18 protein-coding genes are annotated in these 24,015 nt (G+C 67.9%); 8 read left to right on the top strand and 10 right to left on the bottom strand.

Annotated features, from left to right (window positions below; genetic code table 11):
- Positions 1-17: 17 nt before the first annotated feature.
- The 7 genes from BDK63_RS12090 to BDK63_RS12060 form a co-directional block, all read right to left on the bottom strand.
- Entirely contained in the window at positions 18-614 is a 597-nt protein-coding gene (locus BDK63_RS12090) for a 2-hydroxychromene-2-carboxylate isomerase (RefSeq protein ID WP_183332292.1), read from the bottom strand.
- A gap of 20 nt (positions 615-634) precedes the next feature.
- A complete protein-coding gene (locus tag BDK63_RS12085) occupies positions 635-2,152 on the bottom strand; it encodes a malonate--CoA ligase (protein ID WP_183332290.1) in 1,518 nt (505 codons plus the stop codon).
- Positions 2,149-3,516, bottom strand: coding sequence for a malonyl-CoA decarboxylase (locus tag BDK63_RS12080; RefSeq protein WP_183332288.1), 1,368 nt, complete (start codon positions 3,514-3,516; stop codon positions 2,149-2,151). The genes BDK63_RS12085 and BDK63_RS12080 overlap by 4 nt, the downstream gene beginning before the upstream one ends.
- A gap of 13 nt (positions 3,517-3,529) precedes the next feature.
- Entirely contained in the window at positions 3,530-4,864 is a 1,335-nt protein-coding gene (locus BDK63_RS12075) for a TRAP transporter large permease (protein WP_183332286.1), read from the bottom strand.
- Between the two features lie 2 nt (positions 4,865-4,866).
- Positions 4,867-5,388 carry a TRAP transporter small permease subunit gene (locus tag BDK63_RS12070; protein ID WP_183332284.1) on the bottom strand — a complete coding sequence of 174 codons (522 nt, stop codon included), beginning with the start codon at positions 5,386-5,388 and terminating at the stop codon, positions 4,867-4,869.
- A gap of 70 nt (positions 5,389-5,458) precedes the next feature.
- Positions 5,459-6,466: a TRAP transporter substrate-binding protein DctP gene (gene dctP / locus BDK63_RS12065; RefSeq protein WP_183332282.1), complete on the bottom strand. Its 1,008-nt coding sequence runs from the start codon at positions 6,464-6,466 to the stop codon at positions 5,459-5,461.
- A gap of 237 nt (positions 6,467-6,703) precedes the next feature.
- Positions 6,704-8,050 carry a short-chain fatty acid transporter gene (locus BDK63_RS12060; protein WP_183332280.1) on the bottom strand — a complete coding sequence of 449 codons (1,347 nt, stop codon included), beginning with the start codon at positions 8,048-8,050 and terminating at the stop codon, positions 6,704-6,706.
- 268 nt (positions 8,051-8,318) lie between these two features.
- Here BDK63_RS12060 and BDK63_RS12055 point away from each other — a divergent pair, with 268 nt between their 5' ends.
- The 4 genes from BDK63_RS12055 to BDK63_RS12040 all read left to right on the top strand — a co-directional run bounded on the left by BDK63_RS12055 (position 8,319) and on the right by BDK63_RS12040 (position 11,962).
- Positions 8,319-9,002 (top strand): GntR family transcriptional regulator, encoded by a 684-nt coding sequence (locus BDK63_RS12055; RefSeq protein ID WP_183332278.1) that lies wholly within the window; start codon positions 8,319-8,321, stop codon positions 9,000-9,002.
- Between the two features lie 132 nt (positions 9,003-9,134).
- The gene (locus BDK63_RS12050; protein ID WP_183332276.1) at positions 9,135-10,118 is read left to right on the top strand and encodes a TRAP transporter substrate-binding protein; all 984 of its coding nucleotides are present in this window, start codon (positions 9,135-9,137) and stop codon (positions 10,116-10,118) included.
- Between the two features lie 15 nt (positions 10,119-10,133).
- Complete coding sequence (locus BDK63_RS12045) at positions 10,134-10,700, top strand: TRAP transporter small permease (RefSeq protein WP_183332324.1); 567 nt, start codon at positions 10,134-10,136, stop codon at positions 10,698-10,700.
- Positions 10,697-11,962, top strand: a complete 1,266-nt coding sequence (locus tag BDK63_RS12040) for a TRAP transporter large permease (RefSeq protein WP_183332274.1) — start codon at positions 10,697-10,699, stop codon at positions 11,960-11,962. Before BDK63_RS12045 ends, BDK63_RS12040 begins: the two co-directional genes overlap by 4 nt.
- A gap of 7 nt (positions 11,963-11,969) precedes the next feature.
- On the opposite strand, the gene BDK63_RS12035 is transcribed toward BDK63_RS12040, so the two are convergent.
- On the bottom strand, positions 11,970-12,854 hold the full coding sequence (locus tag BDK63_RS12035; protein WP_183332272.1) for a DMT family transporter: 885 nt from the start codon (positions 12,852-12,854) through the stop codon (positions 11,970-11,972).
- Positions 12,855-12,968: 114 nt separating this feature from the next.
- Here BDK63_RS12035 and BDK63_RS12030 point away from each other — a divergent pair, with 114 nt between their 5' ends.
- The gene (locus tag BDK63_RS12030) at positions 12,969-13,838 is read left to right on the top strand and encodes a LysR substrate-binding domain-containing protein (protein WP_183332270.1); all 870 of its coding nucleotides are present in this window, start codon (positions 12,969-12,971) and stop codon (positions 13,836-13,838) included.
- Positions 13,839-13,954: 116 nt separating this feature from the next.
- Positions 13,955-15,445 carry a protein adenylyltransferase SelO gene (locus BDK63_RS12025; RefSeq protein ID WP_183332268.1) on the top strand — a complete coding sequence of 497 codons (1,491 nt, stop codon included), beginning with the start codon at positions 13,955-13,957 and terminating at the stop codon, positions 15,443-15,445.
- A 100-nt stretch (positions 15,446-15,545) separates the two neighbouring features.
- Here the strand turns inward: BDK63_RS12025 and katG are convergent, their stop codons facing one another.
- Complete coding sequence (katG, locus tag BDK63_RS12020) at positions 15,546-17,714, bottom strand: catalase/peroxidase HPI (protein WP_221202600.1); 2,169 nt, start codon at positions 17,712-17,714, stop codon at positions 15,546-15,548.
- A 260-nt stretch (positions 17,715-17,974) separates the two neighbouring features.
- Positions 17,975-18,916 (bottom strand): LysR family transcriptional regulator, encoded by a 942-nt coding sequence (locus tag BDK63_RS12015; protein ID WP_183332264.1) that lies wholly within the window; start codon positions 18,914-18,916, stop codon positions 17,975-17,977.
- Between the two features lie 220 nt (positions 18,917-19,136).
- Between BDK63_RS12015 and BDK63_RS12010 the strand changes: the two genes are divergently transcribed.
- Both BDK63_RS12010 and BDK63_RS12005 read left to right on the top strand, forming a co-directional pair.
- Positions 19,137-20,636 carry a CoA-acylating methylmalonate-semialdehyde dehydrogenase gene (locus BDK63_RS12010; protein WP_183332262.1) on the top strand — a complete coding sequence of 500 codons (1,500 nt, stop codon included), beginning with the start codon at positions 19,137-19,139 and terminating at the stop codon, positions 20,634-20,636.
- A gap of 168 nt (positions 20,637-20,804) precedes the next feature.
- The gene (locus BDK63_RS12005; RefSeq protein WP_183332260.1) at positions 20,805-23,921 is read left to right on the top strand and encodes a DEAD/DEAH box helicase; all 3,117 of its coding nucleotides are present in this window, start codon (positions 20,805-20,807) and stop codon (positions 23,919-23,921) included.
- Positions 23,922-24,015: the final 94 nt, after the last annotated feature.

The following is a 24,015-nucleotide window of genomic DNA, read 5'->3' as shown; positions in this document are numbered from 1 at the left end:
CGCTAACGGGTCTGCCGTCAGCGGGCCAGGGCCTCCTCGACCAGCTCGAGGCGGTCCTGGCCCCAGAAGGGCTCGCCGTCGACGCTGTACCAGGGAGCGCCGAAGCAGCCCTCCACCAGCGCGACACGGCAGGCCTCGTCGAGGCGTGCCTGGGCCTCGGGGCCCTCGGACGCGGCCAGCAGGGCCCGGCCGTCGAGGCCGACCGCGTCGGCGACCTCGCGCAGGGTGCTCGCCTCGGCGATGTCCCGCTCCTCCACCCAGCAGGCCCTCATCAGCGAAAGCGACAGCTCGGCGATGTCGTGCCCCTGTGCCTTGGCCGCCAGGGCCAGCCGGGCGGCGGGGCGGTCGTCGGTGGGGAAGTGCTTCGGCTCCACGTTGAGGGGGAGGCCCAGCCGCTGTGGCCAGCGCCTGAGCTCCACCATCCGGTAGGCCTGGCGGGCGGGAGCGCGCTTGGCCAGCGGCAGGCCCCCGGTGCGCGGGAAGATCGCCCCCAGGGTGATCGGCACATAGTCGATCGTGGCGCCGTGGCGGGCGGCGATCTCGCCGAGCCGCGCATGGCCCAGGTAGCTCCACGGGGAGACATGGGTGTAGTAGTAGGTGATCCGGTGGGCCATGGTCGGGGTTCCTCGTCGGGTCAGCGGTAGGTGTCCTGGAACTGCTTGCGCAGCTCGTTCTTCTGCACCTTGCCCATGGTGTTGCGGGGCAGGGTGTCGACGAAGAACACGCGCTTGGGCTGCTTGTACTTCGCCAGTCGGCCATCCAGGTGGGCGAGCACGCCGGCCTCGTCGAGTGTCGCGCCCGGCCGTCGCACCACCACCGCGGTGACGCCCTCGCCGAAGTCCGGGTGGGGCAGGCCGATCACCGCCGACTCGTGGACCCCCTCGAGCTCGTCGATCAGCTGCTCGACCTCCTTCGGGTAGACGTTGTAGCCCCCCGAGATCACCAGGTCCTTGTCGCGACCGACGATATGCACGTAGCCGCGCTCGTCGACCATGGCCAGGTCGCCGGTGATGAAGAAGCCGTCATCCAGCAGCTCCTCGCGGGTCTTCTCGGGCATCCGCCAGTAGCCGATGAACACGTTGGGGCCGCGGATCTCGAGCATGCCGATCTCGCCGGCGGGCACCGATTCGTGGGTCTCGCGGTCGGTGATGCGGTACTCCACCCCGGGCAGCGGCATGCCCACGGTGCCGGCGCGGCGCTCGCCGTCGTAGGGGTTGGAGATGTTCATGTTGGTCTCGGTCATGCCGTAGCGCTCGAGGATGGCATGGCCGGTCTTCTGCTCGAACTCGCGGTGGGTCTCGGCGGTCAGCGGCGCCGAGCCGGAGACGAACAGGCGAATGTGGGCGGTGACCTCCGGCGTCAGGCGGTCGTCGGCCACCAGCCGGGTGTAGAAGGTGGGCACGCCCATCAGCACGCTGCCGCGGGGCAGCTCCTCGAAGATCACGTCGGCGTCGAACTTCGGCAGGAAGAGCATGCTCGAGCCGGTCATCAGGGTGACGTTGCAGGCCACGAACAGGCCGTGGGTGTGGAAGATCGGCAGGGCGTGGATCAGCCGGTCCTCGGGGGTGAAGTGCCAGGCCTGGCGCAGGGTCTCGGCGTTGGAGCCGAGGTTGCGATGGGTCAGCATGGCGCCCTTGGAGCGCCCGGTGGTGCCCGAGGTGTAGAGGATCGCCGCCAGGTCGCGCTCGCCGAGCTCGACGATGGCCTCCCGCGGCGTGGCCTGTGCGGCCTGCTCCATCAGGCTGCCGTCGGCGGCGGTGCCCAGGGTCGCCACCGCGGGGCAGCCGGTCTCGGCGGCCAGCCCGCGGGCCTCCTCAAGGCTGGCCGGCCGGCAGACGAACAGCGCCGGCTCCGCGTCGGAGAGGAAGTAGCGGATCTCGTCGCCGGTGTAGCCGGTATTGAGCGGCAGGTAGACGCCGCCGATGCGCAGGCAGGCCAGGTAGAGCAGGATCGCCTCGGGGCTCTTGTCGACCTGCACCGCGATCCGGTCCCCCTGCTGCACGCCGAGGGCGGTCAGGGCACCGGCCAGGCGGGCGCTGGCGGCCAGCGCCTCGGCGTAGGTGTAGCCGCGCCCCTCGCGGGTGGTGATGAAGTCGGCGTCACCGCGTTCGCGCATGCGCTCGGCGAAGGTCGCGAAGAGGTTGTGGTTCATTTGCTGTGCTCTCCCTTGGCCAGCTTCCGGGCCTTGCGGGCGAGGTCGCGGACCTCGCTCGAGCAGGCCACGGTAGCGTTGGCGCTGTAGTTCTCGTGGTTGCGCTCGATCTCCTCGAGCACGTAGAGGTAGTTGACCATCAGGCCGGCGGCCTGCTTGAGCCCCTTGGCCGAGGTGTCCCCCAGCCAGTTGACCCGGTGCAGCTCGGCGCCGTTGCCCAGGTGGAAGCGGGCCACCGCATTCTGCGGCAGGCCGCGGGCGTTCTTCTCCTCGGCCAGGTAGCGGGCGGCCAGCGGCCGGACCACCGCCTCGAGCCGCGCCGCCCGCTCGGCGTCCCGGTGCCACTCGGTCGCGTCGAGCTCGCCGAGGGTCTCGCGCAGCGCCTCGGGCAGGGCCTCGTCGCCGCGGCGCTCCTCCAGCCACTGGCGGAAGCCGGGGACCGGCGACAGGGTGACGAAGTGCCTGAGCTGCGGCAATTCCTGCTTGAGCTCCTGGACCACCTGCTTGATCAGGAAGTTGCCGAAGGAGATGCCGCGCAGGCCGGTCTGGCAGTTGCTGATGCCGAAGAAGGCGGCGCTGTCGGCCTCGTCGGGCTCCTCGACCCCGCTCTCGCCGCCGGCGCCCTCGCCGGAGAGGATCGGCTGGATCCGGTTCGGCAGCCCCTTGCAAAGCGCCACCTCCACGAAGATCAGCGGCTCGTCGCCGATGGCCGGGTGGAAGAAGCCGAAGCAGCGGCGGTCGCGGGCGTCCAGGCGGCGGCGCAGGTCGTCCCAGTCCTGGATCTCGTGCACCGCCTCGTAGCGGATGATCTTCTCGAGGATCGAGGCCGGGGTGTTCCAGTCGATGCGCTTGAGCACCAGGAAGCCGCGGTTGAACCAGGAGCCGAACAGGTGGGCGAAGTCGGCGTCGATGGCGTCCAGTTCGGGGTGGTCGCGCAGCAGGGCCAGCAGGTCCTCGCGCATCCGCACCAGCTCGGCGGTACCGCCGCTCGGCAGGTTGAGGCGGCGGATCAGTTCCTGGCGGCGCGGCTCGCAGGCCTCGAACAGCGCCTCCAGGCTGGCATTGTCGCGCCGCTCGGCATAGTGCGCATAGGCCGCGTCGATCTCGCCCGGCTCGGCGGCGAAGTCGCTGGCCAGCCGCTCGAAGAAGCGCTGTCGCTCGGCCGGCTCGAGGCGCTGGTACATGCCCAGCGCCCGGCTGGCCAGGGCGATGCTGGAGGCCTCGCCGTCGCTCTCCAGCAGCGCCTGGCAGGCCGCCACCAGCTGCCCGTGGTCGGGGGTGGTGGACTCCCCGCTGCGCCGCCGCAGCAGGGCGTCGCGCTGGGTGATGCTGTTGAACAGTTCCTGCAGGAAGCTCATGTTCATGACGCGACTCCGTTCAGCCCATGATCAGGTTGGGCAGCCATAGCGCGATGCCCGGGAAGAGGCACAGCAGCAGGATCCCCAGCACCATGCACAGCGCGTAGGGCAGGCTGCCCATCAGGATGTTGCGCAGCGAGATGTCCGGGGCGATGCCCTTGATGATGAACAGGTTCAGCCCCACCGGCGGCGTGATCAGCCCGATCTCGAGGTTGATGGTCAGGATCACCGCGAACCAGTAGGGGTCGAAGTCCGCCGCCAGGATGATCGGCAGCAGGATCGGCGCGGTCATCACGATCACCGCCACCGGCGGCAGGAAGAAGCCGGCCACCAGCAGGAAGACGTTGATGATACCCATCAGCACCCAGCGGTTGACCTCCAGGTCGGCGATGGCGCCGGCCACGGTCTGGGTGATGAACATCGACGACAGGGCGTAGGCGAACACCTCGGCGCAGGCGATCACCAGCATGATCATCACGCTCTCGCGCAGCGAGTCGCGCATGATCAGCTTGATCGGGCCCACCCGCCACATGCGGTAGATGAGGATCGCCAGGGCCAGGCACAGGAAGGCGCCGACGCCGGCGGCCTCGGAGGGGGTGGCCACGCCGCCGTAGAGGGCGAACAGGATGCCCGCCACCACGGCCAGGAAGGGCAGCACCCGCACCAGCGCCTTGAGGTTGGCGTCGACGTTCTCCTTGACCGTCTGCTTCAGGCGCTCGGCGCTCTGCGCCATGGGGTTGTTGTAGCCCCCGGCCAGGCGGCAGGCGATCATCGTCCAGGCCATGAACAGGCCGGCCAGCATCAGTCCCGGCATCACCCCGGCGATGAACAGCCGGCCGATGGAGGTCTCGGTGGAGATCCCGTAGATGATCATGGTCACCGACGGCGGGATGAGGATGCCCAGGGTGCCGCCGGCGGCGATGCAGCCGGCGGCGACGCCGTCGGGATAGCCGCGGGTGCGCATCTCGGGGATGCCCATCTTGCCGATCGCCGCGCAGGTGGCGGGCGAGGAGCCGGAGAGGGCGGAGAAGATGGTGCAGGCGCCGATGTTGGAGACGGCCAGCCCCCCCGGCAGCCGGCCCATCCACAGGTCCAGCGAGCGGTAGAGGTCCCGCCCGGTGGGCGACGACGCCACCGCGGCGCCCATCAGGATGAACATCGGGATGGCCACGAAGCCGAACTCGGCGATGCGGTCGAAGAAGGTCTCGCCGAAGTAGGTCAGCTCCGGCAGGCCGCGATCGTAGATCAGCGCGACCAGCGAGACGCCGCCCAGGGCGAAGGCGATGGGGGTGCCGATGGCCATCAGCACGATCAGGGCGATGGCGACGATGATGCCCAGGGTAATCGGATCCATGCTCAGTGCTCCCCGCGAAGGATTTCGGCGACGTACTGCAGGCTGAGCAGCGTCGCCCCGACGGCCATGGGCATCAGGCCCGGCCAGAGGGGGGGATTCCATACCGTGCCGGTGGTCCAGCCGCCCTCCCAGGCTTCCCAGACGTAGATCCAGGCGGCGTAGGCCAGGGCGGCGCAGAAGGCCAGGCCGACCAGCGAGGCCACCAGGCGCATGGCCTTGCGGGCGATGCCGCCCAAGGCGTCGGGAAGCAGGGTGATGGCGACGTGGCCGCCGGTCATCAGCACGTAGGGGCTGCCCAGCAGCATGGCGCCGGTGACGGAGAAGACGGTGAACTCGGTCTGCCAGCTGGTGCTCATGCCCAGCACGTAGCGGATGAAGACCATCTGGCAGATGACGAGGACGCCGGCGACGAACAGCAGGCCCGCCAGGTAGGCCGTCACCCGCGAGATCCGGTCCATCAGGCGGATGTAGCCGCCGATCGGGCCGCGGCGCGCGGCGATCTGGTGTGAGGAGGAAGTTGCCATGGTTCTCTCGGGAGTGAGGTGAAGGCGGCCACCCCGCGGGGTGGCCGGTCAGTCGGGGTCACTCGATGGCCTACTCGACGGCCAGGGCGGCGTCGATGATGGCCTGTCCGTTGGGAACGTTCTCGGCGAAGTTCCTGTAGGAGGTCTCGCGGGCGATCTCCAGCCAGGCGTTGTAGTCCTCCTCGCTCATGCGCACCACCTCGACGCCGTTCTCCTCGTAGACCTCGACCATCTGCTGGTCGATGGCCGCCGCCTCGGCGGCGAAGAAGTCCTCGGCGGCCTGGCCGGCCTCCATCAGGGCGGCCTGCTGAGACTCGTCGAGGCCCTGCCAGACCTGCTCGGAGATCAGGATCGGCTCGTACATGAACCACAGGGCGAAGTCGCCCGGCTCGGTGAGGCAGTCCACCTGCTCGTAGAGGCGGAAGGAGATGAACGACATCGACGAGGTGTTGGCGGCGTCCAGCACGCCGGTCTGCATGGCGGTGTAGACCTCCGACGACGGCATGGAGGCGATGGAGGCGCCGGCGGCTTCCAGCATCTGCTCGAAGGCCGGGCCGGCGGCACGGAAGTTCTGCCCCTCGACGGTGTCGGGCGAGGTGACGCAGCGCTCGCTGGAAGCGAAGCCGCCGGAGAGCCAGGCATCGGCCAGCACGCGGGCGCCGCCGTCGAGGATCACCGCCTTGATCATCTCCATGTACTCGGAGTCGTTCAGGCGGCGGGCATGGTCATGGTTGCGCACCAGGCCCGGCATCAGGGTGGCGGAGAACTCCGGGTGGCGGCCGCTGGCGTAGTCGAGCGGCAGCGAGGTGATGTCCAGGCGGCCGCGGGTCAGGGCGCCCCACTGCTCTCGGGCCTTGAACAGCGACTGGCCGGGATAGACCTCGATCTTGAGGCCGACGTCGGCCTCCTCGACGTGGCGGGCCATCATCTGGACCATCTCGTCGCGCACGTCGCCCTGGCCGCCGGGGAACTGGTGCGAGGCGCGCAGCACGGTCTCGGCGGAGGCGGCGGTGGTGACGGAAGCGGCGGCGATGGCCAGGCCGAGGGCGGCCACGGCGGGGGTGAGTTGGCGTTTCATGGGATCTCCAGGCGCTTGTTGTTGTGGGACTGCGTTTCCGGAACGGTGAACGGCATTGTTGTGTTGTGATGTCCATCAGCTGCGCTGATGTATACATCAATAGTCCCGTGGTATGCATATGTCAAATTCGTGGCATCTGATGCGAGGATGCATCGCGGCTTGGGGCAGGCAAGCGAGGGAGGGGGCGAGCCGGCTGGCCCGGAAGGTATCCAGGCCAGCCGGGGAGGCGGGACGTAATCAGGGGAAGAATGTCAGTCCGACCAGATAGAACGGAATGGCGATGATCAGCAGCGTCATGCAGTAGCCCATTATGTGGCGCGCCTTGACGCCGGTGATGCCCAGCAGGGCCAGTGCCCAGAAGGGTTGGAACATGTTGGTCCAGGTGTCGCCGGCCCCGAAGGCGGTGATGATGCGCCCGACCGATACCTCGAGTTCCTTGGCGACCTCCATCAGGATCGGGCCTTGAACGGCCCACTGCCCGCCACCGGAGGGCACGACAATATTGAGCAGGCCGGCGGTGAACCAGCTGATGACAGGCAGGGTCTGGGGCGTGGCAATGCTGAGCATCGCATCCACGAAGATCACCGCGAGGCCGGATAGTGTCACCATGCCCATGATGCCGCCGTAGAAGGGGAACTGCAGGATGATGCCGCTGGCGCCCTTGGTGGCGTCGGTCACCGCGTTCATGTAGCGCACTGGTGTCCTGTGCAGGGCCAGGCCCAGGAAGAGAAACAGGAAGTTGACGATATTGAGGTTGAGGTCAAAGCCGTTGCGCGAGAAGTGCATGACCGCATAGCTGCCTGCCAGTACCAGCAGTATCACCGTGAACCAGACCGAATCCATCCGAGCCCCGATGCTCCGGGAGGTGTCGAGATGAGCCTGTGGATCCTCCTCCTTCAGGAGCTGGGGGGCGTAGGCGTCAATGCCTGACATCTCGTCTTCCTTGCGGGGTGACATCAGGTAGAAAGTGACCGGAACCACCAGTGCGATCAGCATCAGGCTGTTGAGAAGGGCATAGCTGGAGAAGGCGGTCTCGGTGATGGGAATGATGCCGATGGCGTCTTCCAGAAAGTGACCGCTGGTGGCCACGGTCAGACCGGAGGAAGAAGACGGCCCCAGGTGCCAGACCATCTGGCCGGAGTAGCCTGCCGCAACGATCAAGGGATAGTGCAGCTTGACGCCCTGGCGATGGGCCGCCTTGCCGATCTCCAGGGCGAAGATGGCACCGACGATCAGGCCGAGGGCCCAGTTGAACCAGGAGAAGACACAGGCGACCAGTGCCGTGAGGGCCGCTGCCTGGGCGCTGCTGCCGGGCTGGGCGGCCAGGCGCTGGATCCAGCGCTTGATGGCAGGGGCCGTCGCCAGGGCGTGGCCGGTCACCAGGATCAGGACCATCTGCATGGTGAAGGAGAGCAGGTTCCAGAAGCCCTCATACCAGTGGTCGACCATGGTCATAGGGCCGCTGTCGGTCAGTGTCAGGCCCAGCATGAAGGTGACGATCGTCAATAGAACGGCAAAGATGATCGGCTCGGGCATGTAGCGTTCCGAGAAACGCGAAAACGTGTCGCCAAGTTGCTTGATCATGGAGTGTCTCGCTGTCGGGGAATGTCGATTGTTGTACGTCCATGGCCAGGCGGCGCGGGGCCGCTCCCTGTGGCTGGCGTGATTCACCTCAAGCGGAGGACGTCTTGTTCTTGTTGTAGGTGGAGGGAGAGCAAGGGATTTATCATGGGGTGTTGATATATACATCATTAGTTTTGTTATGTGCTACTGTCAAGTTAGTGACACAGATCCCAGCCCGGAAGCGTGTGCCGACCCGGGTAAGCCGGCTTGACCAAGGAGGAGCTGTCGAATGACCGGTGCCAAGCGCTCGAGCGCACAACAACTCAGGGACTCGCTGGAAGACGACATCATCAACGGGCGTCGCACCCCGGGGGAGCGCCTTGACCCCGAGGCGCTGGGGCGCGAGTTCAACGTCTCGCGCACGCCGGTGCGCGAGGCGATCCAGCAGCTGGTGGCCAGCGGCCTGGTCACGGTGTCGCCCAAGAAGGGCACCTTCGTGGCCCGGGTGGGGATCGACCAGCTGATCGAGATGTTCGAGGTGATGGCCGAGCTGGAGGGCATGTGCGGGCGCCTGGCGGCGCGGCGCATCAGCGAGGAGGAGCTGGCCGGCCTGCGCGAGGCCCTGGCGCGCTGCGAGGCGGCGGCCGAGGCGGGGGACCCCGACGAGTACTATTACGAGAACGAGGAGTTCCACCACCGGATCTATGCCGCCAGCCACAACACCTTCCTGGCCGGCGAGGCGCGCCAGCTCAAGCAGCGGCTCAAGCCCTACCGGCGCCTGCAGCTGCAGGTGCGCCAGCGGATCGGGGGGTCGCTGGCCGAGCATCGCGAGATCATCGCGGCCATCGAACGGGGCGACGCCGCGGCCGCCGAGGAGGCCCTGCGCCAGCACGTGCTGATCCAGGGCGAGCGCTTCAGCGACTTCGTGGCCAGCGTCAGGGAGTTCGAGAAGCCGCTCAGCGGGGCCGGCTGAGCGGCCTTCGTCGTCGGGCCGTGGCTGCCATCAACGCCCCGTCTGGGGTAATCTCGTCTGCCTATGACAACAAGGCCCCGCCGCCATGCACTTCACCCGAGGGCGGGGGCGCTGGACCGACACGAGGCTCCCATGAATCGACTCAAGACGCTGACCCTGGCCGTGGCCGCCACCGCCCTGGCCGCTTCCTCCCTGAACGCCCAGGCGCGGGACTTCCGCCTGGGGCTGATCACCCCGCCGCAGCATATGTGGAGCACCGAGGCCGAGGCCTTCGCCGAGACCCTCCACGAGCGTTCCGGCGGCGAGCACAGCGTCAGCGTCTTCCCGGCGCAGCAGCTGGGCAACGAGGCGCAGATGGTCCAGCAGCTGCAGACCGGCGCCCTGGACATGGCCTTCCTGACGATCGCCGAGATCTCCAACCGCATCCCCGACTTCGGCGCCCTCTACGCCCCCTACCTGGTGGACGATGTGGACCACGCCGCGCGGCTGCTGCGCTCCGATGCTGCCGGCGAGCTGCTCGACCTGATGCCCGCCGGAGTGGGCCTGGTGGGCATGGGCTACGGCATGGTGGGCATGCGCCAGGTGCTCAGCCGCGACCCGATCGAGAGCATGGACGACATGCGCGGCCAGCGCCTGCGCATCACCCCCTTCGAACCGATCCGCGACTTCTATACTGCCACCGGCGCGGCCCCGGCGCCGCTGCCGCTGCTCGAGGTCTACGATGCGCTGGCCAATGGCCAGGTCGACGCCATCGACATGGATTTCGATTCGATCCTGATCCTCAAGTTCTACGAACAGGCCGACAACCTGCTGATTTCCAACCACATGATGTTCCCGATGGTGGGGGTGGTCTCCGGGCGGGTGTGGCGCGAACTCTCCGCCGAGGACCAGGCGCTGATCGAGTCCACCATGGCCGAGCACCTGGAGAACGTGCTCTCCGGCTTCCAGGCCATGGACGCCGCCCAGGAAGAGGAGATCCGCGGCCTGGACCTCAACATCGTCGAGGCCGACGCCGAGTTCTTCAGCGAGGCCATCGCCGAGTGGGAGGCCACCTGGGCCGAGAAGGCGCCGATGCTCGAGGCGCTGCGCGAGGAAGCCGAGCGGCTGCGCCAGTAAGGGGCCGCGGTGCCGATGCTGTCCCGCCTCTCCGATCGCCTGGCGCGCCTGGAGGAGATCGCCGCCGCCGCCCTGGCGGCGGCGGTTACCCTGCTGATCCTCGTCAACGTGGCCTTCCGCGCCGCGGGCAGCCCGCTCTACTGGATCAGCGAGCTCTCCATCTACGCCATGATCTGGATGACCTTCCTGATCGCCGGCGCGGTGCTCAAGCGCCGCCAGGGCATCGCCGTCACCCTGGTGGCCGATGCCCTGCCGGGCTTCGGCCACCGCCTGCTGATGGCGCTGGTCGACCTGGCGGTAGTGGTGTTCGCGGCGCTGCTGCTGTGGCTCTGCTGGCGCTGGTACCAGCCGCTCACCCTGGCGCGCCTGGGCTTCGACGTCCAGGCCTTCCAGGGCGAGACCTTCAACTTCATCTACGCCGAGAACACCTCCACCCTGGGCATCAGGAAGTTCTGGGTGTGGCTGATCCTGCCCTGGTTCGCGCTGTCGCTGACCTTCCACGGCCTGGTCAACCTGGGCGGCGCCCTGCGCGGGCTGCGTGACCCGGGGCAGGCGCCCCCGCCGCCGGAGGCCAGCCGATGACGGTGGCGATCTTTGCCCTGCTGCTGCTCGGTGCGGTACCCATCGCCCTGGTGCTGGCGCTGACCGCGATGTTCTACATCCAGGTGTCGGGCAACAGCGTGCTGTTCGAGTCCTATCCCCAGCAGCTGTTCGGGGCCATCGAGAGCTACGGGCTGCTGGCGATCCCGCTGTTCATGCTGGCCGGCGAGCTGATGAACGAGGGCGGGGTGACCCGTCGGCTGATCGACCTGGCGCGGCTGCTGGTGGGCGGCTTCCGCGGCGGGCTGGCCTATATCAACCTGGTCGCCAACATGATGATGGCGGCGATCATCGGCTCGGCCGCCTCCCAGATCGCCATCATGTCCCGGGCCATGGTTCCCGCCATGGAGCAGGAGGGCTACGACCGGCCCTACAGCGCGGCGATCACCGCCGCCGGCGGGCTGCTCTCGCCGATCATCCCGCCCTCGATGCTCTTCGTGCTGTTCGGCGTGATGGCCCAGGTGCCCATCGCCGAGATGTTCATCGCCGGCATCCTGCCGGGGCTGCTGCTGGGCTTCAGCTTCTTCCTGGCCATCGCCGTGGTGGGGCTGGTCCAGCAGTACCCCAGGGGGCGGTGGCCGACCCGCGCCGAGGCGCGCCGCGCGCTGGCCATGGGGCTGCCGGCGCTGGCGATCCCGCTGATCATCATCGGCGGCATCCTGCTGGGCCTGGCCACCCCCACGGAGTCGGCGGCCCTGGCGTCGCTGGCCGCGCTGCTGCTGGGGCGCTTCCTCTACGGCGACCTGAAGTTCGCCATGCTGCCGGCGGTGCTGCGTCGCACCGCGGTCAACGCCGGGCTCGTGATCATGCTGATTGCCGCCGCCGGGGTGTTCGGCTGGGTGATCGTCTACGAGCGGCTGCCCCAGATGGCCGCGGCCTGGATCGCCGCGCTGACCACCGACCCCTTCCTGTTCCTGCTGCTGCTGATCGGCGTGCTGCTGCTGGTGGGCATGATCATCGACGGCATCGCCGCGCTGATCCTGGTGGTGCCGATCCTGCTGCCCATCGCCACCCAGCAGTTCGGCATCAGCCCCTACCAGTTCGGGGTGGTGGTCTGCCTGACCCTGGTGCTGGGCCTGCTGACGCCGCCGGTGGGGGCGGGGCTCTATATCGCCTCGTCGATGACCGGGGCGCCGCCGCTGCGCATCTTCCGCTCGCTGCTGCCCTTCCTGCTGGCGAGCCTCGCCACCCTGGTGCTGCTGGCCTGGCAGCCCTGGCTGACCACTGCGCTGATCGGGCGCTGAGGGGCCTTCACCGGCTCGCCACCAGGCTGCCGGCCACCACCAGCAGCGCCGCCAGGGGCAGTCGCCAGTCCGGGGTGGTGACCCCCGCCAGCACCAGGAACAGCGTGGCCAGTACCGGCACGGCGTGGGCCAGGTTGCCCAGCCGCTGGGCCATGGGGTCACGCAGGGCGCGGTCCCAGGCCAGCATGGCCAGGCCGTAGGGCCCCAGACCCAGGGCGGCGGTAGCCAGCAGGGACTCACGGGAGGGCAGGGCGTGCACGCCCTCCAGCACCAGGCTCAGCCCGCCGACCATGACGCTGGCGATCAGCAGCAGGTGGGGCATGCGCTCGCCCAGTCGCCAGGCAGGCACCTGGCAGGCCAGCGAGTAGAGCGCCCAGCACGCGGCACCCAGCAGGGCCAGGCCATGGCCGGCCCAGGCGCCGGACACCCCGCCCGCCAGGGCCTGGGGCGCCACCAGCAGCGCCGCCCCGGAGAAGGCCAGGCCGGCGCCGGTGAGGGTGCTGGCCGGCAGCCGGCCCGTTGCCAACCGCCGGCTGGCGAGCAGGAAAAGCACCGGCCAGGTGTAGAGGAGCAGCGCCGCCTCCTCGGCGGGCGCCAGGCGGAAGGCAACGACGCAGGCTCCCACCGCGCCGGCGACCAGCAGCGGCACCCCCAGGTAGACCAGCCCGCCCGGCAAGCGCGAGAGCGGTGCCTCGCCATGGCGCCGGCGGCGTGCCATGGGCAGGGTGCCCAGGGCCCCGGCCAGCAGCGCCAGGGCCGAGAGGCGCAGCGGCGGCAGCTCGCCGGCCTGGGCGACCAGCAGCGGCACCAGCGCCCAGAGCACCACCGCCAGGGCGGCGGCAGCGGCGCCGAGCCAGGGGGAGCCGATCCGGCGTGAGGTGTCGAGCTGCATGGTCGTGGCCTCCTGCGCATGGGGCTGGTGGGTGACGCCGCCATGCTAGCCACTGCATACTCATCAGGATAACGATCTTTGTTGAAGTCATTCATCAAGGAGCTTGATGGTTTCATGCGCGCCCCGACCCTCGACCTCGCCCTGCTGCGGACCCTGGTGGCCATCGCCGATACCGGCAGCGTCACCGCCGCGGCGCGACGCCTGGCCTATACCCAGTCCACGGTGAGCATGCAGCTCTCGCGCCTGGAGAGTGCGCTGGGCGTGACGCTGCACGAGCGGGAAGGCCGCCGGCTGCGCTTCACCGCCGAGGGGGAGCGGCTGCTGGGGCACGCCCGCCGGCTGCTGGCCCTCAACGACGAGGCGCTGGCCGACATGCGCGCCCGGCGCATCACCGGGGAGCTCAACCTGGGGATCCCCGAGGACTACGCCAGCCTGCTCACCGCGGTGTTCTCCTGGTTTCACCAGCTCTACCCGGACGTGGGCCTGCAGGTGACCTGCGGCACCAGCGCCGACCTGGTGGAGCGGGTGCGTGCCGACGAGCTGGACCTGGCGCTGGTGACGCGCCAGCGCCGTTCGCCCGGCGGCGAGGTGATCCGCCGCGAGCCGCTGGCCTGGGCGGTGGGGCTGGAGCGCCAGCCGCCGCTGACCGACCCGCTGCCGCTGGCGCTCTACTCCCCGGGGGCGGACCTCTTCCGCGAGGTGGCCGAGGAGGCACTGGCCGCGGCGGGGCGCGACTGGCGGGTGGCCTACACCAGCCAGTCCATGGCCGGCCTCTCGCCGGTGGTACAGGCGGGGCTGGCCATCGTGGTGGTCACCCGCAGCATGCTCGGCCCCCGGCTGCGCGCCCTGGACGAGTCCAGCGGCCTGCCGGGGCTTCCCGCCGTGGAGCTGGCCCTGCACCGCGCCGCCCGACGCCCCACCGAGCCCGCCCGGCGCCTGGCCGAGCTGATCCGCGAGGCGCTGGCGCCGGCGGCAAGGGACTGAATCGCCCGCGGGGACGCCCCGCCTCGCGATGGCGGCGATAGGTCGAAAGGATCAATCCCGAGCGTTATACTCGGGTATTGATTCCCCGGCCACCCTGGCCCGCGACTGGAGCCGCCATGTTTCCCGAGTTCACCCTGCGCTATGCCCGCCTGCCCGGGCGTTTCTACGAGCGTTTCGACCCCGTGCCGGTCCCCGCGCCGCGGCTGGTCGCCTTCAACCGGGCGCTGGCCGAGCAGCTGGGGTTCGACCTCGCCGATGTCGACGAGGCCCGGGCCGCCGAATGGTTCGCCGGCAACGTCGTGCCGGCCGGCGCCGAGCCGCTGGCCCAGGCCTATGCCGGCCACCAGTTCGGCCACTTCAACCCGCGCCTCGGCGACGGCCGGGCGGTGCTGCTGGGCGAGGTGACCGACCGCGACGGGCGGCTGCGCGATATCCAGCTCAAGGGCGCCGGGATGACCCCCTTCTCCCGGGGCGCGGACGGCCGGGCACCGCTGGGACCCGTGCTGCGCGAGTACCTGGTCAGCGAGGCGATGTACCGCCTCGGCGTGCCCACCACCCGGGCGCTGGCCGCGGTGACCACCGGCGAGCGGGTGTTCCGCCGGGTGCCGGAGCCCGGCGCGGTGCTGACCCGGGTGGCGTCGAGCCATCTGCGGGTGGGCACCTTCCAGTACTTCGCCGCCCGGGACGACCTTGAGGCGATCAGGACGCTCGCCGACCTGGCCATCGAGCGACACTATCCGGCGCTTCAGGGCCTGGAAGGGGGTGAGCGCTACACGGCCCTGCTGGAGGCGGTGGCCGAGCGTCAGGCGGCGCTGGTGGCGAAGTGGATGGGGCTCGGCTTCATCCACGGCGTGATGAACACCGACAACTGCACCATCTCCGGCGAGACCATCGACTACGGCCCCTGCGCCTTCATGGAGGCCCATGACCCGGCGATGGTGTTCAGCTCCATCGACGAGCAGGGGCGCTACGCCTACCGCAACCAGCCGTGGCTCGCCCAGTGGAACCTGGCGCGGCTGGCCGAGACGCTGATCCCGCTGATCGACGACGACCGGCAGCGGGCGATCGAGCAGGCCACCGAGGTGATCAAGCGCTATGAGCCGCGCTATGAGGCCGAATGGCTGGCGGTGATGCGCGAGAAGCTCGGGCTCGCCAGGGAAGAGGCGGGGGACCGCGAGCTGGTGGAGGCCTTCCTCGAGGCGATGCACGCCGGCCGTGCCGACTTCACCCTGGCCTTCCGCCGCCTGAGTGAAGCGGTTGAAGAGGGTGAGGCGGTGGAGGAGGACGCCTCCGCGCTGCTCGCGCTGTTCGAGAGCGACGGGGCGCTGCGGACGTGGCTGCCGCGCTGGCGCGAGCGCCTGGCCCGGGAGGAGGCGTCGCCGCTGGCGATCGCCGCGCGCATGGAGGCGGTCAATCCGCTCTACATCCCGCGCAACCACCAGGTGGAACGGGCGATCGCCGCGGCGGCGGAGCACGACGACTTCGGCCCCTTCGAGGCCCTGGCGGAGGTGCTGGCCGAGCCCTTCACCGAGCAGCCGGGGCGGGAGGAATACGCCCAGCCGGCACCGCCCACCGAGCGGGTCTTCCGCACCTTCTGCGGGACCTGAGCCGCCACGGAAACCCCTGCACCAAGAAAGACGCCCGGGTTTTCCCGGGCGTCTCTGTATCGGCAGGCGTGGCCGGGTCTCCCCGGCCATCCCATCGGCGTTACGCGACGTCGAAGCGGTCGGCGTTCATCACCTTGGTCCAGGCGGCGACGAAGTCCTTCACGAACTTCTCCTGGTTGTCATCCTGGGCGTAGAGCTCGGCGTAGGCGCGCAGGATGGAGTTGGAGCCGAATACCAGGTCGACGCGGGTCGCGGTGAACTTCGTGCTGCCGCTCTTGCGATCGACGATGTTGTAGGCGTTCTTGCCGGTAGGCTCCCAGCGGTTGCCCATGTCGGTCAGGTTGACGAAGAAGTCGTTGGTCAGCTGACCCACGCGGTCGGTGAACACGCCGTGCTGCGTGCCGCCATGGTTGGTGCCCAGCACCCGCATGCCGCCCAGCAGCACGGCCATCTCGGGCGCGGTCAGGCCCATCAGCTGGGCGCGGTCGAGCAGCATCTCCTCCGGCTTGACCACGTAGTCCTTCTTCTGCCAGTTGCGGAAGCCATCGGCCAGCGGCTCCAGCGGCTCGAAGGACTCGGCGTCGGTCATCTCGTCGGTGGCGTCGCCGCGGCCCTTGAGGAAGGGCACGTGGATGTCATGGCCCGCGGCCCTGGCGGCTTGCTCGATGCCCAGGTTGCCGCCGAGCACGATCACGTCGGCGACGCTGGCACCGGTCTCGGCGGAGATTTGCTCGTAGACCTTCAGCACCCTGGCCAGGCGATCCGGCTCATTGCCTGCCCAGTCCTTCTGCGGGGCCAGGCGGATGCGGGCACCGTTGGCGCCGCCGCGCATGTCGGAGCCACGGTAGGTGCGGGCGCTGTCCCAGGCGGTGCAGACCAGCTCGTTGAGGGAGAGGCCGGCCTCTGCGATCTTCTCCTTGACCACCTCCTCGACGTAGTTGGTCTCGCCCTGGGGCACCGGATCCTGCCAGATCAGGTCCTCGGCCGGCACGTCCGGGCCGATGTAGCGGCTCTTCGGCCCCATGTCGCGGTGGGTCAGCTTGAACCAGGCGCGGGCGAAGCAATCCTTGAAGTACTCCGGGTCCGCCATGAACTTCTCGCAGATCGCCCTATACTTGGGGTCCATCTTCATCGCCATGTCGGCATCGGTCATCATCGGCTTGCGACGGACCGAGGGATCGGTGGGATCCACCGGCATGTGCTCTTCCTTGATGTCCACCGGCTCCCACTGGTTCGCCCCCGCCGGGCTCTTCGTCAGCTGCCACTCGTAGCCGAACAGCAGGTCGAAGTAGCCCATGTCGAACTGGGTCGGGTTGGTGGTCCAGGCGCCCTCGATGCCGGAGGTCACGGCATTGGTCGCCTTGCCGCCCTGGTGCGGGTTCATCCAGCCGAAGCCCTGGGTTTCCACGTCGGCGCCTTCCGGTTCCGGCCCGAGGGCATCGGCATCGCCGTTGCCGTGAGCCTTGCCGACGGTGTGGCCGCCGGCGGTCAGCGCCGCGGTCTCCTCGTCGTTCATCGCCATGCGCGCGAAGGTCTCGCGGACCTGCTCGCCGGTCTTGAGCGGGTCGGGCTGGCCGTTGACGCCCTCCGGGTTCACGTAGATCAGGCCCATCTGGACGGCGGCCAGCGGGTTCTCCATGGTGTCGGGCTTGTCGACGTCCTCGTAGCGGCTGTCGGACGGGGCCAGCCACTCCTTCTCGGCGCCCCAGTAGATGTCCTTCTCCGGGTGCCAGATGTCCTCGCGGCCATAGGAGAAGCCGAAGGTCTTGAAGCCCATGGATTCATAGGCGACGTTGCCGGCCAGGATGAAGAGGTCGGCCCAGCTGACCTTGTTGCCGTACTTCTTCTTGATCGGCCACAGCAGGCGGCGCGCCTTGTCCAGGTTGCCGTTGTCGGGCCAGGAGTTCAGCGGCGCGAAACGCTGGTTGCCGGTGCCGCCGCCGCCGCGGCCGTCGGCGAGGCGGTAGGTGCCCGCCGCGTGCCAGGCCATGCGGATCATCAGGCCGCCATAGTGGCCCCAGTCGGCCGGCCACCATTCCTGGCTGTCGGTCATCAGGGCGTGCATGTCCTGCTTCAGCGCCTCGAAGTCGAGCTTCTTGACCTCCTCGCGATAGTCGAAGTCCTCGCCCATCGGGTTGGTCTTGCGATCATGCTGGTGGAGGATGTCGAGGTTCAGGGATTCCGGCCACCAGGCGACAACATCCGCCTTCTCCTGCGTGTTGGACCCGTGCATCACCGGGCACTTGCCTGTGTTCTGCTGATCACCCATGTCGCACTCCATCTTGGCTGCTTTGAGCTTGGCTGTGTTTCGGGAATAGCCATCCTTGTATAGACGATGGCTTCCCGGGGGGACAATGAGACATATCAACCATCGCCAACCTTGCGGGCGCGACGGCCGCGGCTCCCTGTCCGCATCACCCCTAACCTACTCCTCCGAGATCCATTAGCACAATGCGGCAATGTCGACCGCTGCGATAGCCAATCTCAATCGGCAGGCGGTGGCGGAGCTGCTACGTCTGAGGCGTCTCGTCAGGCCTCGGGAAGTTGCAGCTCGCGGGCCTCGCCCATCAGGAAGGCGCGGTTGGCCTCCAGCGCCTCGCGCAGGAAGTCCCACAGCAGGCGTACCCGGGCCAGCCGGCGCTGCTCCTGGCGGGCGGTGATCCAGAACTGGCGGTCGATCGCTACCTCGTCTGCCAGCACCCGGACCAGTGGCCCGCTGCTTTCCGCCATGAAGCAGGGCAGCACGGCGAGCCCCGCCCCGTGCAGGCAGGCGGCGTGCTGGGTGGTCACGCTGGTGCTGCGCATGGCGAAGTGCGGCCCGGGGTGGCCGACCACCGCGGGGTCGAGCAGCGGCTCCAGGTAGCTGAGCTGCTCGCTGAAGATCAGGTCGTCCACGTAGCCCACCAGACGGTGCTCCCCCAGCTCGGCGAGCCGCCCGGGCCGGCCGTGGCGGGCGAGGTAGCCCTCGCTGCCGTAGAGCCGCAGCCGGTAGTCGCACAGCCGCGAGATCACCAGGCCCGGGCTCACCGGGCGCTCCACGGTGATGGCCAGGTCCGCCTCGTGGCGGCTCAGGTTGACCACCCGGGGCAGGGCGAGCAGGTCCAGGGTGACCCCCGGGTGGCGCTCGCAGAAGGCCGAGAGCAGCGGGGCGATCACCCAGGTGCCGAAGCCCTCGGTCACCCCCAGACGGATCTGGCCGCTGATCTGGTGGTTCTTGTCGGTGAGGCTCTCGCCGGCCTCGAAGGCGTGGCGGGCCATCTCCTCGGCGTGGGCGAGCAGCTGCTGGCCCGCCTCGGTGAGGTGGTAGCCGTGGGTGCTGCGCTCGAAGAGCTGGGTGTTGAGCTTCTGCTCGAAACGCCGCGTGCGCCGGGAGAGGGTGGAGTGGTCCAGCCCCAGCCGGCGGGCGGCATCGGTGAGCCGCTGGCTGCGCGCCACCTCGAGAAAGATCTGGATATCCTGCCAGTCGAGCATGGGGCCCTCCCGCCGTTGCCTGTTCAGGCCGCTTGTTGTGCATGGATGCACAAACAATGTGCCCGACTGCCCGTTGTCACGCCATCCGACGTCTGGATAGACTCGACGTCATCACCTTCCGTGTTTTTATACACACAAAGTCTAATGCCAGGGCGATCCACGGCAACGTCAACAACAAGCCGATCCCCCGGGCAGCGACCGCACAGAGAGGAGCACGCCCATGTCAGTCCGCGAAATCCCCATGTACATCGACGGCCAGCCCGTCCAGTCCCAGAGCCAGGAGTGGCGCGACGTGGTCAACCCGGCCACCCAGGAGGTGGTCGCGCGGGTGCCGTTCTGCTCCGCCGAGGAGGTCGAGCGCGCCGTGGCCAGCGCCAAGGAGGCCTTCAAGACCTGGCGCAAGGTGCCGCTGGCCAAGCGCATGCGCATCATGCTCAAGCTGCAGGCGCTGATCCGCGACAACACCGACGAGCTGGCCGCGCTGATCACCGAGGAGCACGGCAAGACCCTGCCCGATGCCGCCGGCGAGGTGGGCCGCGGCCTGGAGGTGGTGGAGCACGCCTGCTCGATCACCTCCCTGCAGCTGGGCGAGCTGGCCGAGAACGCCGCCAGCGAGGTGGACGTCTACACCCTGAACCAGCCGCTGGGCGTGGGCGCCGGCATCACCGCCTTCAACTTCCCGATCATGCTGCCCTGCTTCATGTTCCCGCTGGCCATCGCCACCGGCAACACCTTCGTGCTCAAGCCCTCCGAGCAGGACCCGAGCTCCACCATGCGCCTGGTCGAGCTGGCCCACGAGGCGGGCATCCCGGCCGGGGTGCTCAACGTGGTCCACGGCGGCCCGGACGTGGCCAACCAGATCGCCGACCACACCGACATCAAGGCGCTCTCCTTCATCGGCTCCACCCACGTGGGCTCACTGCTCTACAACCGCGCCGCCGCCGCCGGCAAGCGCATGCAGTCGATGATGGGCGCCAAGAACCACTGCGTGATCATGCCCGACGCCAACCGTAGCCAGGCCATCAACAACCTGCTCGGTTCCGCCTACGGGGCCGCCGGCCAGCGCTGCATGGCCAACTCCGTGGTGGTGCTGGTGGGCGAGGCCCGCGAGTGGCTGGACGACATCGTCGAGGGCACCCGCACCATGAAGGTGGGCCCCGGCACCCAGCGTGATGCCGACCTCGGCCCGCTGGTCTCCCCCCAGGCCAAGGAGCGCGTCGAGCGGCTGATCACCGCCGGCGAGAAGGAGGGCGCCAAGCTGCTGGTGGACGGCCGCGGCTACCAGGTGGAAGGCTACCCGGACGGCAACTTCGTCGGCCCCACCCTGTTCGCCGACGTCACCGCCGAGATGACCATCTACCGCGAGGAGATCTTTGGCCCGGTGCTCTGCGTGGTGACCGTCGACACCCTGGACGAGGCGATCGAGTTCATCAACGCCAACCCCAACGGCAACGGCACCTCCATCTTCACCAACTCCGGCTGGGTGGCGCGCCGCTTCGAGAGCGACATCGACGTCGGCCAGGTGGGCATCAACGTGCCGATCCCGGTGCCGGTCGCCTACTTCAGCTTCACCGGCTCGCGCGGCTCCAAGCTGGGTGACCTGGGCCCCAACGGCAAGCAGGCCATCGCCTTCTGGACCCAGACCAAGACCGTCACCGCCCGCTGGTTCGAGCCGGAGAACGTCTCCAGCGGCATCAACAGCACCATCTCGCTGAGCTGATCACACCCGCTCGGTGACAACACGGCCCCGCCTCGAGAGAGGCGGGGCCGTGCTTTTGTACGCCCCTGTAGGAGCACAGCTTTGCTGCGCGAATGGAGGCCACAGGCCTCCCGTGGCTGTCCGTTGCTGTTACCCTGGAGGGCATTGACAGGGCAGGGAAGAGACACCATGGAACGGTTACCGGAAGGGCTCTACGAACGACTGCTCGATGACGAGCTCAGCGCGCAACTGGATGCCCACCCTGAACTCAAGCCAGTGATGCGTAAGCTCGACGATGAGACGGCGCCCCACACCTACGCCCAGTTTCTCGGTCAGCTGCTACATCAGGCCTTGCGGATTGTCGATGAGAAGAGCCGGCTGCCGCTTCTTAACCGACTCATCGAGCTGATTTCGGCAACCGATGGTCTCGACTACCTGGCTCGTAAGAAACTGCTGGATGCCGATAAGCCGATACTCAGCGAATTGGGAAAGGGTAGCCATCGGTTACCTCGACCGGCGACGCCTTTGGCGACCAGCGCCCTGCTGACGGGGTTGGGGCATGATCCGCCCCTCGAGCATGAGCTGCGGGCCGAGATGGCCACGGCCGACGGTGTCGATATTTTGGTCTCTTTCATCAAATGGTCAGGGCTTAGGCTGCTGATGCCCGCCTTCGAACGCCTGGCCGACCGAAATATTCCGGTACGCCTGATCTCCACCAGCTATATGGGGGCCAGCGACCCTACCGCATTGGAGTGGCTGACCCAGCAGCCCAATGTCACCGTGCGCGTCTCCTACGACACCGGCGGCACGCGCTTGCATGCCAAGGCCTACCACTTTCGCCGAGAGAGCGGGTACTCCACGGCCTATATCGGCTCGGCGAATATGTCCCACTCGGCGATGACCCAGGGACTGGAGTGGACCGTCAAGGTCACCGCTCAGGATATGGGGCATATCCTCGAACGTTTCGAGGCGGAGTTTGCGGCCTACTGGGAAAGCGATGAGTTCGAGCCCTATACCCCAGAAGATTTCCCGCGCTTTCGTCGGGCCATCGCCGCGCATAAGGATCGCGCTCAAGGTGGGGCGACCTTCTTCGCCGAGATCACGCCTCGGCCTTTCCAGCTTCGAATTCTGGAAGCCCTGGCCGCCGCACGCCAGCGCGGCTCGTGTCGTAATCTGGTGGTGGCGGCCACCGGTACCGGCAAGACCGTGATCTCGGCGCTGGATTATCGACGGGTATGCGAAGGTGAAGGGCGGCAGGTGCCGCTACTGTTCGTCGCGCATCGTAAGGAAATTCTGGAACAGGCTCAGGCCTGCTACCGCACCGTGCTGCGTGATCAGAACTTCGGCGAGCTCTGGGTGGGCGGGCATGTGCCGACAGAACACCGCCACCTATTTGCCTCGGTGCAAACGCTGAACCGTTACCGGCCTTGGGAAACGTCAGGGAGCGAGCATTTCCACTATGTGGTGATCGATGAGGCCCATCATGAGACCGCCAGCAGCTATCGGGCTCTGCTCGAGAAGCTTAAGCCTGCCGTGTTGCTGGGGCTGACGGCCACGCCCGAGCGAATGGACGGCAGCAGTATCCTGCCGGACTTCGATGGTGATTTCGCCGCTGAGATTCGCCTTCCCGAGGCGCTGGAAGAGAAGCTGCTGTGTCCCTTCCACTATTTCGGCGTCAGCGACAGCGTCGATCTCAGTGACGATGCGCTTTGGCGCAATGGCCGCTATGACGCCCGGCAGCTGGAGAATCTGCTAACCGGCGATGACATGCGTGCCAAGCAGCGGGTAGACACCATCCTGCAGGCATTGGAGCGCTATCAGCCCGATCTGCATGGCGTGCGCGCGGTGGGGTTCTGCGCCGGGGTGCGCCATGCCGAGTATATGGCCGAGTGTTTCAACCGGCTGGGCGAAGCGTACCGGGCCGCTGTAATTGTTGGTGACACGCCGACTGAGATACGCGCAGAGCGGCTGCGTGAGTTCCGCGAGGGGGCGCTGCCCTTTCTGTTCACCGTGGACGTGCTCAGCGAAGGTGTCGATGTTCCCGATATCAATCTGGTGATGTTCCTGAGACCTACCGAGAGCCTGACGGTATTCCTCCTGCAGTTAGGGCGTGGATTGCGCCACGCGCCGGGGAAGGAGTGTCTCACCGTGCTGGACTTCGTGGGACAAACCCACCGTCGCTATCGGCTGGACACCAAGTTTACGGCGCTGCTGTCTGGACGGCGCCAGCGGCTGGATCGCGAGGTTGAGGCCGACTTCCCCAGCCTTCCCCCCGGTTGCAGCATTCAACTTGAGCGGGTCGCACGAGAGCGAGTGCTCGGCAAGATCCGTTCGGTGCTGGCCGAGCTGAATCAGTTTATCCCCGAGACACTGCGCACCTGGTCGGAAGAGGTCGGGAAACCGCTCACCTTTGGCCGTTTCCTGGAGGTGACTGGGCTGACGCCGGTGCAGGTGCTCTCGCGCCGCAGCTGGTCCGAGTGGAAAGCCTTGGCTGACCGCCAAGCGTTGCCCGTTGATCCCGATATCGACCAGGCGCGCAAGGCCCTACCGCGTATCGCGCTGCGCAGCGATCCCGAACTGCTCTCCGCCATCGAGACCCTGGGCCAATCGGAAGGCGTCGAAGAGACCCTGGGGCGCTATGACACCTCGCGACAAACGGCGCTGCACTATCTGCTGTGGGGCCAAAAGGGTGGTCTGGTTGGCGTCGATAGTCTCGAGCAGTCGCTGCGGAAGTGGCGCGCCAATTCAAGTATCGCGGCCGATGCCGCCGAGATTGCCGCCTGGCGGAGGGCTCACCAGCAGGTGCCGCTACATCCTCTCAGTGATCTACCGTTCGAAAGCGACCTGCTGCTGCACGGCGCCTATGGGAACGCCGAGATTAAGGCGGCCTTAGGCTTGGCCAATCTGGCGAAGCCGGGCGCCACCGGCGTGGGGGTGATCCATGCTAAGGAGATTCGCGCCTATATCCACCTGGTGACCTTCCAGAAGGATGAAAGTGACTTCTCGCCCACCACGCGCTATCGCGACTACCCCATCAGTCGCACGCTGCTGCACTGGGAAAGTCAGTCAAACACCAGTCAGGCCAGCGCAACGGGACAGAACTATCTGCATTTCGAGGAGCGCGGCTACACCATCCTTTTCTTCGCCCGCCTGACGAAGCGGATCGAAGGGGAAACAGCGCCGTTTATCTTCCTGGGACAGGCCAAGGCCCTCAAGAGCTGCCAGGGGGATCGGCCTATCGCCATGACCTGGGAGCTGGTCCATCCCATGCCCGCCGAACTCTTCGAGGAGGCGCGGCCGGCGTAGTGGCTCTGTCTCCGGGGGATACGACTTTGGCAGGCATGTTGACGTTGACGTAAGCTGCTATTTTGGTTCGGCGCCAACAACCACAACGCCAGGA

The sequence above is a fragment of the Halomonas campaniensis genome, from assembly GCF_014193375.1.
Lineage (GTDB): Bacteria > Pseudomonadota > Gammaproteobacteria > Pseudomonadales > Halomonadaceae > Halomonas > Halomonas campaniensis.
Note: the sequence above shows the minus strand (reverse complement) of the source record. Positions and strands in the feature narration are given on the sequence as shown.

Coding starts and splice junctions, on each gene's coding strand:
- BDK63_RS12090 (WP_183332292.1), bottom strand. CDS start 614: ATGGCCCACCGGATCACCTACTACTACACCCATGTCTCCCCGTGGAGC.
- BDK63_RS12085 (WP_183332290.1), bottom strand. CDS start 2,152: ATGAACCACAACCTCTTCGCGACCTTCGCCGAGCGCATGCGCGAACGC.
- BDK63_RS12080 (WP_183332288.1), bottom strand. CDS start 3,516: ATGAACATGAGCTTCCTGCAGGAACTGTTCAACAGCATCACCCAGCGC.
- BDK63_RS12075 (WP_183332286.1), bottom strand. CDS start 4,864: ATGGATCCGATTACCCTGGGCATCATCGTCGCCATCGCCCTGATCGTG.
- BDK63_RS12070 (WP_183332284.1), bottom strand. CDS start 5,388: ATGGCAACTTCCTCCTCACACCAGATCGCCGCGCGCCGCGGCCCGATC.
- dctP (WP_183332282.1), bottom strand. CDS start 6,466: ATGAAACGCCAACTCACCCCCGCCGTGGCCGCCCTCGGCCTGGCCATC.
- BDK63_RS12060 (WP_183332280.1), bottom strand. CDS start 8,050: ATGATCAAGCAACTTGGCGACACGTTTTCGCGTTTCTCGGAACGCTAC.
- BDK63_RS12055 (WP_183332278.1), top strand. CDS start 8,319: ATGACCGGTGCCAAGCGCTCGAGCGCACAACAACTCAGGGACTCGCTG.
- BDK63_RS12050 (WP_183332276.1), top strand. CDS start 9,135: ATGAATCGACTCAAGACGCTGACCCTGGCCGTGGCCGCCACCGCCCTG.
- BDK63_RS12045 (WP_183332324.1), top strand. CDS start 10,134: ATGCTGTCCCGCCTCTCCGATCGCCTGGCGCGCCTGGAGGAGATCGCC.
- BDK63_RS12040 (WP_183332274.1), top strand. CDS start 10,697: ATGACGGTGGCGATCTTTGCCCTGCTGCTGCTCGGTGCGGTACCCATC.
- BDK63_RS12035 (WP_183332272.1), bottom strand. CDS start 12,854: ATGCAGCTCGACACCTCACGCCGGATCGGCTCCCCCTGGCTCGGCGCC.
- BDK63_RS12030 (WP_183332270.1), top strand. CDS start 12,969: ATGCGCGCCCCGACCCTCGACCTCGCCCTGCTGCGGACCCTGGTGGCC.
- BDK63_RS12025 (WP_183332268.1), top strand. CDS start 13,955: ATGTTTCCCGAGTTCACCCTGCGCTATGCCCGCCTGCCCGGGCGTTTC.
- katG (WP_221202600.1), bottom strand. CDS start 17,714: ATGGGTGATCAGCAGAACACAGGCAAGTGCCCGGTGATGCACGGGTCC.
- BDK63_RS12015 (WP_183332264.1), bottom strand. CDS start 18,916: ATGCTCGACTGGCAGGATATCCAGATCTTTCTCGAGGTGGCGCGCAGC.
- BDK63_RS12010 (WP_183332262.1), top strand. CDS start 19,137: ATGTCAGTCCGCGAAATCCCCATGTACATCGACGGCCAGCCCGTCCAG.
- BDK63_RS12005 (WP_183332260.1), top strand. CDS start 20,805: ATGGAACGGTTACCGGAAGGGCTCTACGAACGACTGCTCGATGACGAG.